The following is a 12,774-nucleotide window of genomic DNA, read 5'->3' on the forward strand; positions in this document are numbered from 1 at the left end:
GTACTTGTTTTTCATTGTCATAACTTGCTTTTAGCCTCTTTATGGACTCTCTGCTAGTCATGACCCTTCTTTTTTATCTTCCGCTGGTTTGCGGCTTTTGCCCGGCGTCCGGGCTTGGTAGCCTGCGCGGCTGGCGGCAGGGGGCAGGGGCTTGCGCAGCCCCTTGCCCCCTACGACCCCTTACCCCGCGTTGGGGGCAGTCATCCCTGACGGACAGCCCGGATACGCGAGGCGTACCATTGGCCTCCTCCCTGCCGCGCGGCAGCGGGCGTTCGGCCTCCCGCTGTCCCGCGAGGACGCGGGACGAGCGTCCGTCCGGCGTCGGAGCTTCCGCCCCTGCGGGGCGGCGATCTCCTCCGCGCCCTGCCGCGCTTACGTCAGCAAACGGAACCGTCGTTCCCACTTTGCAAGCGGTACGTCATCCCCTGCTGTGGAGCGGGGAAAACGGCTTTCCTTTGTTGAGTCGGTGCACTGTGCCGGAAAGACGGTGCTGGGGATGGGGGATGATTGCTCCCCACTGACCGGAGCATGGGCCGCGATAAGCCCACCAACCCAGCGGGGCAGGGCGTGGTCATCCCCCTTTTGGGACATATTCGGGGGACCAGCGGGCGAAGGGACGGCTTGCGTGTCGCGTCGTCTGTCCATCCTCGCAAGCCAGACCGGGGAAAATGCTCCCTGCTGGTCGGAGCACAAGCCGGGACAAGACCCACCAGCCCAGCGAGCCGGGCGCGGTGGATGGTCCCCGGCGGGATGGGGTGGGAAGAGGGGGCTTGTTTTCTTTTTTCTTTCTTTCGCTGGCTGGCGGATGCCGGGCAACAGCCGCCAGCCAGCGAAAGAAGGAAAGAAAAAGAAGCTCCCCCACCGCCGGGCAGCATCCGCCAGCCAACGAGAGAGGGAAAGAAAAAAGGGAAGCCCCCGGAGAGGGCTTCCCCACATGTCCGGCCTGTGCCGCGTTGCGTCGAGGATGCTTGGCCGACAGCGTGAGCAGGCGGCCGCCTGGAGCCGCGCGCAATGTCTCCTCGTCGTCACATGCCGGAGCGAGCGCGTTTTCCCGCTTCGACCCGGCCAAGAGGCAAAGCGGAGCCGCTCCGGCCGTATTCAGGGTAGAACGCTCCGCGCGCCACTTCGCACGGCCTGCCGTTTCGCGGGAAAAACGCGGTCATTCCGCCTGGTTTCGGCCGGGCGGCGCAGTGCCGCCGCCCCGGCTTTTGCCTTTGAAAACGGCAAAACGCACTAGCGCGAGACCTGATTGTGCGACCCGGCGATCTGTATCGCCTGATTGCCCGAACCGTGTTGCGTGATGGTCTGGGATATGTTTTCCTGCCGGGCGCTTTTCAGGATATCCTCGATCTGTTGCGCCAGTTCGGGATTTTGTTCAAGCAGCCTGGCAAGCTGCAGATTGAGGTCTTTTTTTTCCGTGGTCGTCACCTCGTCGGGGGTCTGGACATAGCGTGCAAAAAGGCGCGCATATGCCGCATCCAGCCAGGGACTTACCAGATTTTGGATCTTTTCCATAATGCCCTTGCCAAGCTGGGTGGCCCCTCCCCGGATCACTGCGGGGACGACTATATCCACCAGTGCGTTGAAATCCATCATACCATCTCCTTCAGGATATGCGGTTTTTCTTGCGGACATCTTCCAGGCTCCGCAATTCCCTCACGATGTCGCTGTCATCCTGGTCAACCGCGCGCAGACAACGGGAAAGCGTCCGCAAGATGATTACAAAGTGGGACAACGGCACGAAACCGCCCTCCCTGTCCAGCGTGCGGAAAATATCCGCCGCCTCCTGTGCGGCCTCGAGGGCCTCCCGATGCTGGCCGAGGTCGCTCAATCTGTTGGCGAGAGTGGTCAGGGAGCCTGCAAAATTGGGCCGGAAGGCGTCGGGATTGTCCGCAACCAGCTCACGGTACATCGTGACCGCCTCCTGTGCGGCCTCAAGGGCCTCCTGATGCTGCCCGAGGTCGCTCACCATCGCAGCAAGGTTGTTCAGGGAGCCTGCAAGCGCGGGCCGGAAGGCGTCCGGATTGTCCGCATACAGTTTGCGGCGAATATCGACCGCCTCCTGTGCGGCCTCGAGGGCCTCCCGATGCTGGCCGAGGTCGCTCAAGATACCGGCGAGATTATTCAGGGAGCCTGCTAAATCAGGCCGGAAGGCGTCCGGATCGTTCGCATACAGTTTGCGGCGAATGTCGACCGCCTCCTGTGCGGCCTTGAGGGCCTCCTGATGCCGATCGAGGACGCTCAAGATACCGGCAAGACTGTTCAGGGAGCCTGCTAAATCAGGCCGGAAGGCGTCCGGATCGTTCGCATACAGTTTGCGGCGAATATTGACCGCCTCCTGTGCGGCCTTGAGGGCCTCCTGATGCTGCCCGAGGTCGCTCAATCTGTTGGCGAGAGTGGTCAGGGAGTTGGCAAGCGCGGGCTGGAAGGCGTCCGGATTGTCCGCATACAGTTTGCGGCGAATATCGACCGCCTCCTGTGCGGCCTCAAGGGCCTCCCGATGCCGACCGAGGGTGCTCAATCTGTTGGCAAGATTGTTCAGGGACAGGGCCAGATCAGACCGGAAGGCGTCCGGATCGTTCGCAACCAGCTCGCGGTACATCGTGACCGCCTCCTGTGCGGCCTTGAGGGCTTCCTGATGCTGCCCGAGGTCGCTCAATATGTTGGCGAGAGTGGTCAGGGAGCCTGCAAGTGCGGGCCGGAAGGCGTCCGGATTGTCCGCAACCAGCTCGCGGTACATCAAGACTGCTTCCTGTGCGGCCTCGAGGGCCTCCTGACGCCGACCGAGGGCGCTCAAGATACCGGCGAGATTATTCAGGGAGCCTGCTAAATCGGGCCGGAAGGCGTCGGGATTGTCCGCAACCAGCTCGCGGTACATCGTGACCGCCTCCTGTGCGGCCTCAAGGGCCTCCCGATGCTGCCCGAGGTCGCTCACCATCGCAGCAAGGTTGTTCAGGGAGCCTGCAAGCGCGGGCCGGAAGGCGTCGGGATTGTCCGCATACAGTTTGCGGTACATCGTGACTGCCTCCTGTGCGGCCTCAAGGGCCTCCCGATGCTGCCCGAGGTCGCTCAATATGTTGGCGAGATTGTTCAGAGACATGGCCAGATCAGGCCGGAAGGCGTCGGGATTGTCCGCAACCAGCTCACGGTACATCGAGACCGCCTCCTGTGCGGCCTCAAGGGCCTCCCGATGCCGACCGAGGTCGCTCAATCTGTTGGCGAGAGTGTTCAGGGTCATGGCCAGATCAGGCCGGAAGGCGTCGGGATCGTCCGCAACCAGCTCGCGGTACATCGTGACCGCCTCCTGTGCGGCTGCCAGCGCCTCCTGATGCCGCCCAACATCGCTCAACATCGCAGCAAGATTGTTCAGGGAGCCTGCAAGCGCGGGCCGGAAGGCGTCCGGATTGTCCGCAACCAGCTCACGGTACATCGAGACCGCCTCCTGTGCGGCTACCAGCGCTTCCCGATGTCGGCCCATGTTGTGCAGCGCCAGCGCATGACTCCCTTGCATGGCGGCGTATGTCGCGGGGGACGTCTGTCCGGAGGCCGCGGACGCCAGCCATTTTTCCGTCACCTTCAGGGCAAGATCACGCAAGGGAAGGCTGGGGGAGGGCATCCGTGCGTACAGATCGGCCACACTTTTCGGCGTGTCGCACGTTTCCAGCACGGCCTCGAGCCACTGTCGGGGTTTCGCGTGGGCATTGCCGAAATCATGGCCCAGCCGCAGCAGGGTGTCGAGCGCGGCCGGGCCGAATGCCTTCTGGCAGTCAAGGAGCAGATCCGTTCTGTGTTGGAGGGCGCGCAGCACAAAGGCTTCACCGATGATGTCGGGCCGCAGGGGGGGTGCCGGTCTTCCTCTCCCTCCGGCTGATGGGGCAAAACTTCAGGCAGGGCATCCACATAGCTTCGCCAACGGTCGCTCATCCCTTCGGCGGCATGGATTTTTTTGGCCCAGACGTCAAACTCTTCCTTTGTGACGCCCTGCGCGAGGGTGACGCAGGCCGCCAGTTCCACGAGAAAGTCCCCGTCAAGCCCGCGGGCGGACGCTTGCCCCCTGATGCGCTCCATTTCCTTTCCGGCAAATTCCTCGGCCAGCTTTTCCCGTGTCCATGTCGTGGAGCGATCGTCGCGGTAGAGCATGGTATAGGCCGCCAGCATGAGGTACAGGGGGTTCCCGCCCCAGGCGGCGTCCAGCAGCCGCCGCACAAGGTCCTCATCCCGCTGCCATGCGTCGTCCGGGCGACCGAGCGCCGTCAGAAAATCCCGCGCCAGCGCAAGGAGGGTCTCGCGTCCGGTCAGCGGGGACAGGGCATGGGGGGAGTTGCCGTACTGGAGGCGGCGGACGGCATGGCTCCGCTCCCCGCCATCACCGAGCAGCGTTGAGAGCCAGCCCGCGTCGTCCTTGGCCGTACGTTCCAGCAGGAGGAAACGCAGACGGCGGCCGGAGTCTGGCTGATTGCTCAGCGCGCGCAGCACGTCTCGGAGCTGCTGCGCCCGACTGGCTGCGTAATCCACCACGATCAGCGTGTCCCTGTCGCCGTGCCGTCCGGTACCGGCGTCGGCATCGTCAAGTTCCCGCGAGCTGATGAATCCGGCTTCCCAGCCCAGTTCACGCCGCGCAAGACACAGTTCCAGAGCCAGACGGGTCTTGCCGCTCCCGCCATCGCCGGTCAGCACCAGAAAGGACAGGGGAGCCTCGGCATCCAGAAAGGCGTCGAGCATCTTCCGTTCCCGCTCCCGCCCGATGAACGTCGTGCTTCGGGAACCGGGGTAGAACATGCTGAGCGTGTCGGACTGCGCCCCCGGCCGGGCGACGTCTCCGGGCAGGGTGAGAGAAAGCCGCCGACCGCCGAGCTGCACCTGGTTCCCGCTCCCGCTGATCTGCACCACGGTGTTGTGTTCGCCGTCGACTTCCGCCTGCTGCGTCATTGGTCCCCCTTCGATGCCGCGCGCGGTCGGCACGCTGGCATGTGCGTCATTCGACAAAAAAATATCCGCAAACAGGTAGCGGGTCAATGCCGGACGCGCTTGCCGCGCCGCCCCGGCGCGCCATATCCGGGAGGCGGCAAGAGCGCGACGACCTGAAAGGCTTCCCTTCGCCTGCCGGTCCTTCCCGGGGAGAGGAAACAGAGCGCACGGCCCCTGAGTCTCCGCCGGAGGAGGCCCTTCAGCCACAAGAAATGTCCTCGCCGTGCGGGTAACAGCGCTGCCGCCGCTGCCCCTCGTTGCCGCTGCGGATACGGTCCGATGGGGAGGGGGGCCTTCTCCGCAGACAGGCGGCGAATGGCGTCAACAGACCCTGCCAGAGGGTTTTATGCAAGAAGATGGGATAGAGCAATTCCACATTGAAAATGTGGATTGCTCCGGTAGTCGCGAGAGCGACTACCCGCAACCGAACACACGGAAAAACCACGCTTTTTCCGTAGTGTGAGGGCAGCGTCAGCATGGAAATTGGACACGATTTCAATGCGGATCCGCTCTAGGAACGGAAGATCTCACCGCATGGGTGGTGATTGCTGGACGCAAAAATCATTCTTGCGAAATTGCGTTGCGTGGATCAAGGCAAAGCGGTTTCGATTCATGGCTCGCTTTATGTTTTTTGTAATTTCCTATGAGTTTTGCTACCTGTGAAAAGGTATCCGGATCGTAAATGTCTTTCCAGTATGATGTGAAAATGTCGGCAGTGTAGTCATCTTCTGATCGTGAGATCCAGACGCCTTCCTTGGCGACGACCACACAATAGGCTGCGCCAAGCTGTTTTGCATAGCTTCTGGCTTGCTTTTTGGCCGCCTTCAATTTTTTTTCAGAAGGGATGGAAAGTTTTGCCTCAAGCAAGATGTATGCTGAATGATGTTCAGACGTTACTTTGGGCAGGATGGCAAAGTCGGGGATCAGCGCAAAATTGTGATTGCCGATCTCAATATAAAGCTGTTGCCGATAATCTTCCTCGGCATACCCAAGTCGCGCAAGAAAAGGCTTGACAAGCTTTTGCTCCACATCCCTTTCCACTGCGTAGAGCTCATCGGCATTTTCCTGAGCATATTCAATTCGTTGAAGGTCGCATCCTGCCAAATCCAATAAGTGATTATACACTGATGGAAGTATTTCCACGCCGTTTATTCCCTGCATATTCTTTTTGACGATGGGAAGCTTTTGAAAAACTGTATCATTACGGAGTTTATTTAATGATATCCGTGTAATACTTTTGATTTTTTCTATGTATGCACATCTGTAGTAATAGAAAAATGGATCGTTGAAGCCGGTTGAGACGATTTGCCATATGGAATCCATTGCACTGATGGGGCTGCGCAGATACATTATCGCCATATCTCCCGCCAGAGCTTCCGGATTGCATTGCCAGCATATGATATCGGATTTTTTGTTTTTCAGAAAAAAATCATTTTCAGAACCGCCGATGCAAAAGAATCCTTTGGGTTCGGGAAGGTTTTCAATGATAAAGCTCTTGCTCCCTCCCAAATAGTTTGGGGCAAAATCATAGAGGAACGCGCATAGCTCATACGGAGAAAGGCCGTACATCTCCCTGAATCCGTGCAGTGAACGGCAAATATCCGCATAGTAGAAAAATCTTTTGCGATACTCTTTTTTATATGGAATTGGACTGATCCGTATGCCGAATTCATGAGCTATCTTCTCAAATATGTTAAAGTTATATTTAAAATAATACGGTATGAATACGTCAGGAGATGAAATGGAGAGGGAAGTGGTAAAATAGTCAAGACTTCCTGCAAAGCAGGAAAAAATATGATTTTCGGATAGATCCTCCCCTGCATCTATCTCGTTATAAAGAGATTCCAGCGCTGATCCTTGCGCGCATGTTTTTCCCCGGCGTATGGGAGTAGGATCCTCAGCCATATCGCGGGCAAGATCGCGCAATTGCTGTGCGGCTTCCTCAATAACGGCACGATCAGGACAATATACGCTGCGTAATTTTTTTATCGTCTCAACGTATCGCTCGGTAATGCCCTTTGTCAGGCTCTCGGCAAAGATGTGGACGATATGCTTCCCACCGGCATCGAGATAGTTGTTCCAGATGTAGCGATTGAACATGGCATACTCATGCAAATGAGGGAGGTCTTGCAGTTCCGGGGAGAGTGTCCGTCATACGTTTTTTCTTGGAGCATGTTCAGTTTGAAACGTCCGCATCCCAAACCATACGGCCTGGCGTTTCGCGGGAAAAACGCGGTCATCCCGCCTGGTTTGGGCCGGGCGGCGCTGCGCTGCCGCCTCGCGTTTTGCCCTTTTCAAAGGCAAAATGCTCCGGCTGTCATCCAAGCAAATTTTCAGGCAAAAGAAAAGGCAGGTCTGTTCGTTCTCAAGTTGCGTGACGGCTCACAGGGGGAAAAGATCCGAAGGATATGCCGAAGGGGTGGACACCATATGGGCACCAGCAAACTTTTTTCGGCGCAAAAATAAAAAGGACGTGACACGCAGCAGCATGTAACGTCCTGAAAATATGTGGTGCGCCCGGCAGGAATCGAACCTGCGGCCTACAGCTTAGGAGGCTATCGCTCTATCCAACTGAGCTACGAGCGCGCGGAGGAAAATAGTAGGTGAATGTCGTTGCCCTGTCAAGAAGCGGAAGGGCGGCGCGTTGTCGGTCATGGCGCGGGTCACAGGCTGTACTCGAGGATCAGCGCCACGGCGGCAAGGCACAGGCTGGCCAGCAGCACGCCGTAGGCCCTGCGGACGCGGAGGGAAAGCACCGCGCCGAGCATGGCGGCGACGTACATCATGGGCCAGTTGATGGTCCGCAGCAGGGGGCCGCGCCGTTGCGAGTCCAGCCCTTCAAAGATCAGCGCCAGTCCGACGAAGCAGACCAGATAGAGGGCGAACTGCCAGCAGGCGCGCAGGGAGATGCCCAGCAGCAGCGCGCCGCCCGGCGGGCAGCCGCGCCCTGTGCGGCAATAGTCCTCCACGGCGGGCATGACGCGGTTGAGCAGGACACGCTGGCTGCGTTCGGCAAAGGCGGCCGCATAGGCGGCGAAAACGGCAAGCAGCAGCGGCAGCAGCAGCGCCCCCGGCGCGGACCAGCCATACTGCCGCGCCAGCGGGAACATGAGCAGGAAACTCAGCACGCCCTGCGGCGGGACGACGCTCCCCAGCGGCACCACATCCAGCCAGAGCAGTTCCAGTGTGATGCCCAGCGGCAGGGCCAGCAGCCAGTCCCCGGTCAGCAGCCCCATGAGCAGCGCCGCGAACAGCGGCCGGTCAACGAGGCGAAAGATCAGCGTATGACGAAAGACGCCGAGCAGGACAAAAAAAAAGCGTAGGGGATCCCCCGCGACGCCATATCAAAGAAGCTGTTCAATGGAATCCCTCACCTTCTCGGAAGGTACGCAACGGAAATCCAGCTGGATGCAGCGATCCAGCAGGGTACGCAAGTCTTCGCTGTCCTGCTCGGAGACAGCGACATGCGGCAAAAGCTGTTTTTTGCCGGGGCCGTAGTGGAGATTGCCGATATTGAGGCTTTTCATGGGGATACCGGCGTCACTGGCCTGACGGGCATCCTTGCAGTCCTCGAAAAGCACCAGAGCGTCGTCGCCGCAGGCTTGCAAGGTCGCGGGCAGGGCTTCCAGCATGACGAAATGCGTTTCCACGTTCTGCGGCACGGCGAGCAGGGTGATCTGCTGCCGCAAGTCGTCCCGCGCCATAGCGTCATTGGCCACCACCAGATGGCGGGCGGCCACATAGGGGAGCCAGCCTTCGATGACCTGTCCGTGCACCAGACGGTTGTCCACCCGAAACCATGTCATGCCTGCGTGCCCGCCTTGTCCGACTTGTCAGTCTTTTCCGCCTTTTCGCGCGTCTTGTTGCGCAGCATCTTGCCGGCCACCACGATGCCCTTGGTGCCCGCTTCACCGGCCAGTTCGGCCAGTTCTTCCAGGCTCCTGGTACGGCTGCTGAAGACCTTGAGCAGCATGGGCAGGTTGACGCCGGTCACCACTTCCACATGATGGTTGCCCAGCAGCGAGAGCGCCAGATTGGTGGGGGTCCCGCCGAACATGTCGGTCAGGATGATGACGCCGGCTCCCTTGTCGAGGCGCTGGGCGGCATCGTCCAGCCGTCTGACGGTCTCCGGCACTTCCTGCGCGATGTCGACGCTGATGGAGGTGCAGTCGTTCAAGGTCCCGAGAATGAATTCCGCCGTGCGCAGCATGGCCGAACCGTAATCGGCATGGGCCACCACGATGATGCCGACCTGTGCGGGGCTACTCTGATCTTCTGCCATGATTCACCTTGCCCTTCTGACTGTTGGGGAAATTTCTCTTGAGCGTTTCCAGTTTGGAACGCTTCGCGTTTCCAGCCATACGGCCTGTCGTTTCGCGGAAAAAGCGCGGTCATCCCGCCTGGTTTGGGCCGGGCGGCGCTGTGCCGCCGCCTCGCATCTTGCCTTTTTCAAGGGCAAGATGCTCTACACAGCGTGCCAGCTTTTTCAGCCAAGTTCAAGATGGCGATGTTCCACCGTGGCCGTATAGTCCGCCTGCCGCAGGGCCTGCGTCAGCTCCTCGGCCACGGCGACCGAGCGGTGACGCCCGCCGGTGCAGCCGACGGCGATGCTGACGCGGTAACGTCCCTCGGCTTCCATGAGCGGCAGCATGAAAAACAGCAGATCCCGCAATTTCTGAAAGAACTCCTGCGCACCCGGCGAATGCAGCACATAGTCCGCCACGGCCTTGTCCTTGCCGGACAGGGGACGCAGGGCCGACTCGAAATAGGGATTGGGCAGGAAACGCATGTCGAATACCAGATCCGCTTCCCGCGGGACGCCGTATTTGTAGCCGAAGGAGAGCACGTTGACACGGATGGCGCGCAGTTTCTCCTTGGCGCGCCAGCGTTTCTGGATGGCGCGGCGCAGGTCGTGGATGGAGAAACGGCTCGTGTCCACCACGAGATCCGCGGACTCGCGCAGGGGGGCCAGCCGTTCGCGTTCGGCGGCAAGGGCCTCTTCCAGACCGAGACCTTCCCGCTCCAGCGGGTGGGGGCGGCGCGTGGTGGCGTAACGGCGCATGAGCTCATGCGGCGTGGCCTCGAGGAAGAGCAGCATGGGCCGGTAGCCGTCGCCCGTCATCTGCGACAGGGCCATGTTGATGTCTTCCAAGAAGGCGCTCTGGCGGATGTCCATGCCGAGGGCCATGCCCTTGTAACGGTTCATGGAGGGACGCGCCATCAGAGCGACCATGTCGGGAGCGAGGGCCGCGGGCAGACCGTCCACCGTGAAATAGCCCAGGTCTTCAAAAACGCCGAGGGCCGTGCTCTTGCCCGCGCCGGACAGACCGGTCACGATGCAGACGGAGCTGGACACGCGGGGGGCCTCGGCGCCGGTATCGGCGGGGGGGGGCGTAGTCATGGGAGAACTCACGAGGAGGAAAGGCCCCCTTGCGGGGGCCTGTACGCTGCTAGAGGACAGGGTCGATGAGCGCGAAGCCGCTGGTGCGCCGCCGGTAGACCACGTTGACGCGCGTGGTCTCGGCGTTGATGAAGACGAGGAAGTCGCCTCCCACGTTCTCAAGCTGCATGAGGGCCTCGTCCAGATGGAGCGGCTTGGGCGCGAAGCGGTCCGTGCCCACCACGTCGGCCTGCACTTCCTCGTCGGGCTGGGCGTCGAGATTGTAGGTAAAGACATCCACGTCGGCGTTGCGGGCCTTGCGGCGCTGCTCCTTGACGCGGGAGACCTGCTTCTTGATCTGGGCCTCCACCTTGTCGGTCACGAGGTCGATGGCGGCATACATGTCGGAGGTCTGCTCCGAGGCGTTGATATGCAGCCCCTCGCCGGAGACGGTCACCTCGCAGCGGTGACGGAACTTGTCCACGGTCAGCACCACGGCCACTTCCAGACCGGAGGACTTGCCGAAGAAGCGCCCCAGCTTTTCCATGCGGCGGCGGGCATACTTCTTGAGATGATCGGACGCGTCGAAGTTCTTGAAGGCAAAGGAAATGTTCATATGGCCTCCGGGAGTAGGGGTTATAGAGCGTTTTGTCCTTTCCAACGGCAAACGCGAGGCGGCGGCACAACGCCGCCCGACCGAAACCAGGCGGAAAAAACACGTTTTTCCGCGAAACGTCAGGCCGTACGGTTTGGAACGCTTCACGTCCCAAACGGAAAATGCCCTAGAAGTGTTCCCTGCGCTTCGAGGACGAGGGGATATCCAGAGCCGTGCGATACTTGGCGACGGTACGCCGCGCGATGGTCACCTTGAGGTGATCCTTGAGCATCTCGCCCAGGCGTTCGTCGCTGAGGGGGGAACGCGGGTCCTCTTCCGAAATGAATTTCTTGATGAGCGCCTTCACGCTTTCGGAACCGACCTGACTGCCGTCATCCAGTTCCAGACCGCTGTTGAAAAAGAATTTCAGCTCAAAGATGCCGTGCGGCGTGGCGGCATACTTGCTGGTGGTGATGCGGCTGACCGTGGACTCGTGCATACCGATGTCGTCCGCGATATCCTTGAGGATGAGCGGCGCGAGGTGGGTGACGCCGTATTCAAAGAAGGGGCGCTGATGGCGCACGATGCTCTCCATCACCTTGTAGAGGGTGCGCTGCCGCTGGTACAGGCTCTTGATGAGCCAGGAGGCCGAGCGGATTTTGTCGGCGCAGTAGTCCTTTTCCGCGCTGTTCTCGCAGTCGATGTCCAGCTTGGCCAGTTCGGACATCTGCAGCTGCGGCAGGCCGTCCTCGTTGAGGAGGATGACGAAGTCGTCCCCCATCTTGTAGACGTAGACATCCGGACTGACGTAGGTCGGCTCGCCGCCGCCGAAGCTCGCGCCCGGCAGGGGGTCGAGGCTCTGGATGATGTCCAGATATTCGCCCAGCGTGTCCATGTCCAGCCGGAACTTGCGGAGAAGCGGCTTGTAGCGGTGCGCTTCCAGATCTTCCAGATGATATTCCACCAGCTCCTTGAGGATGGGGTCCCTGTCGTAGTTCAGGTTGCGGAGCTGGATGAGCAGGCACTCCCGCGCATCACGGGCGGCGACGCCCACGGGATCGAAAAAATGGATGCGGTCGAGGACGGTCTCCACTTCCGCGGGGGTGGCGTTGGTCAGTTCCGCCACGTCCTGCACGCTGGCCTGCAGATAGCCGGACGAGGAGAGGTTGCCGATGATGGCCTCCCCGATGTCCTTCTGGCGGTCGTCCAGCGTGGAGAGCCGCAATTGCCACATGAGGTGGCTTTCCAGCGAGGGCTTGGCGGCATAGCGGGCCTCCAGCGGGGAAAGCTCCTCCGGCAGTTCGTGCTCGCGGGGCTGGACGAGGCGGGGCGTACTGGCGAACTCTCCGAGGTAATCTTCCCAGTCGGCATTGTGCGAAAGATCATCGGCATAGGGCGTGTCGTCATCGCGGGAGGGGCGGGTCTCCTCCGGGGCCTGACCGTCCGACAGCGGGATGTTCTCGCTCTCTTCCAGAAAGGGATTTTCCATCAGTTCCTGCTGGACGGTCTCCAGCAGTTCCACACGGGAAAGTTGCAGCAGCTTGATGGCCTGCTGCAGTTGCGGCGTCATGCGCAGTTGCTGCGAGAGCTTGAGCTGCTGACGAAGTTCCAATGCCATAGAGAGCCGGTATCCCTTTTACAACCTGATTTTCGTTACAAATACCATGCCATAGGTCACAAAAACTTGCAACAATCCCGTGTTGCCGGAGCGCGGACGAAGAGCATCCCCCGCGCTCGGGCGGCGGCAGGCCGGGCGGTAAAAGCGCGCTGGGGAAGGGATGGGGGGCTTGGGGGGAAGGGGAACCCCTCCCGCGCCGGCGGAGGGGTTCCC

General features: G+C 60.5%; 10 protein-coding genes and 1 tRNA gene. All 11 read right to left on the reverse strand.

Going from position 1 to position 12,774, the window contains the following annotated elements:
* Window positions 1–1,233 precede the first annotated feature (1,233 nt).
* The 11 genes from Q0K00_RS09380 to rpoN all read right to left on the reverse strand — a co-directional run bounded on the left by Q0K00_RS09380 (window position 1,234) and on the right by rpoN (window position 12,561).
* Complete coding sequence (locus tag Q0K00_RS09380) at window positions 1,234–1,596, reverse strand: hypothetical protein (RefSeq protein ID WP_297228875.1); 363 nt, start codon at window positions 1,594–1,596, stop codon at window positions 1,234–1,236.
* A 10-nt stretch (window positions 1,597–1,606) separates the two neighbouring features.
* Window positions 1,607–3,616, reverse strand: a complete 2,010-nt coding sequence (locus Q0K00_RS09385) for a tetratricopeptide repeat protein (RefSeq protein ID WP_366937623.1) — start codon at window positions 3,614–3,616, stop codon at window positions 1,607–1,609.
* Window positions 3,577–4,929 carry an ATP-binding protein gene (locus Q0K00_RS09390; RefSeq protein ID WP_297228877.1) on the reverse strand — a complete coding sequence of 451 codons (1,353 nt, stop codon included), beginning with the start codon at window positions 4,927–4,929 and terminating at the stop codon, window positions 3,577–3,579. Before Q0K00_RS09390 ends, Q0K00_RS09385 begins: the two co-directional genes overlap by 40 nt.
* A 600-nt stretch (window positions 4,930–5,529) precedes the next feature.
* A complete protein-coding gene (locus Q0K00_RS09395) occupies window positions 5,530–7,068 on the reverse strand; it encodes a hypothetical protein (protein WP_297228879.1) in 1,539 nt (512 codons plus the stop codon).
* A 409-nt stretch (window positions 7,069–7,477) separates the two neighbouring features.
* Window positions 7,478–7,554: transfer RNA gene (locus tag Q0K00_RS09400), tRNA-Arg, on the reverse strand.
* Window positions 7,555–7,631: 77 nt separating this feature from the next.
* Complete coding sequence (locus tag Q0K00_RS09405; RefSeq protein WP_297228894.1) at window positions 7,632–8,273, reverse strand: PTS sugar transporter subunit IIC; 642 nt, start codon at window positions 8,271–8,273, stop codon at window positions 7,632–7,634.
* Between the two features lie 39 nt (window positions 8,274–8,312).
* A complete protein-coding gene (locus tag Q0K00_RS09410) occupies window positions 8,313–8,774 on the reverse strand; it encodes a PTS sugar transporter subunit IIB (RefSeq protein WP_297228882.1) in 462 nt (153 codons plus the stop codon).
* Window positions 8,771–9,250 (reverse strand): PTS sugar transporter subunit IIA, encoded by a 480-nt coding sequence (locus tag Q0K00_RS09415; RefSeq protein ID WP_297228884.1) that lies wholly within the window; start codon window positions 9,248–9,250, stop codon window positions 8,771–8,773. The genes Q0K00_RS09410 and Q0K00_RS09415 overlap by 4 nt, the downstream gene beginning before the upstream one ends.
* A gap of 204 nt (window positions 9,251–9,454) precedes the next feature.
* Complete coding sequence (rapZ, locus tag Q0K00_RS09420) at window positions 9,455–10,369, reverse strand: RNase adapter RapZ (RefSeq protein ID WP_297228886.1); 915 nt, start codon at window positions 10,367–10,369, stop codon at window positions 9,455–9,457.
* Window positions 10,370–10,418: 49 nt separating this feature from the next.
* Complete coding sequence (raiA, locus tag Q0K00_RS09425) at window positions 10,419–10,964, reverse strand: ribosome-associated translation inhibitor RaiA (RefSeq protein WP_297228888.1); 546 nt, start codon at window positions 10,962–10,964, stop codon at window positions 10,419–10,421.
* Between the two features lie 166 nt (window positions 10,965–11,130).
* On the reverse strand, window positions 11,131–12,561 hold the full coding sequence (gene rpoN / locus Q0K00_RS09430; RefSeq protein WP_297228890.1) for an RNA polymerase factor sigma-54: 1,431 nt from the start codon (window positions 12,559–12,561) through the stop codon (window positions 11,131–11,133).
* Window positions 12,562–12,774: the final 213 nt, after the last annotated feature.

The organism is uncultured Desulfovibrio sp. (assembly GCF_944327235.1).
In the GTDB taxonomy this organism is placed as follows: Bacteria; Desulfobacterota; Desulfovibrionia; order Desulfovibrionales; family Desulfovibrionaceae; genus Desulfovibrio.

Bases quoted from the DNA above. Each gene is read 5' to 3' on its own strand.
- Q0K00_RS09380 (WP_297228875.1), bottom strand. From the start codon at position 1,596: ATGATGGATTTCAACGCACTGGTGGATATAGTCGTCCCCGCAGTGATC.
- Q0K00_RS09385 (WP_366937623.1), bottom strand. From the start codon at position 3,616: ATGCCCTCCCCCAGCCTTCCCTTGCGTGATCTTGCCCTGAAGGTGACG.
- Q0K00_RS09390 (WP_297228877.1), bottom strand. From the start codon at position 4,929: ATGACGCAGCAGGCGGAAGTCGACGGCGAACACAACACCGTGGTGCAG.
- Q0K00_RS09395 (WP_297228879.1), bottom strand. From the start codon at position 7,068: ATGTTCAATCGCTACATCTGGAACAACTATCTCGATGCCGGTGGGAAG.
- Q0K00_RS09410 (WP_297228882.1), bottom strand. From the start codon at position 8,774: ATGACATGGTTTCGGGTGGACAACCGTCTGGTGCACGGACAGGTCATC.
- Q0K00_RS09415 (WP_297228884.1), bottom strand. From the start codon at position 9,250: ATGGCAGAAGATCAGAGTAGCCCCGCACAGGTCGGCATCATCGTGGTG.
- rapZ (WP_297228886.1), bottom strand. From the start codon at position 10,369: ATGACTACGCCCCCCCCCGCCGATACCGGCGCCGAGGCCCCCCGCGTG.
- raiA (WP_297228888.1), bottom strand. From the start codon at position 10,964: ATGAACATTTCCTTTGCCTTCAAGAACTTCGACGCGTCCGATCATCTC.
- rpoN (WP_297228890.1), bottom strand. From the start codon at position 12,561: ATGGCATTGGAACTTCGTCAGCAGCTCAAGCTCTCGCAGCAACTGCGC.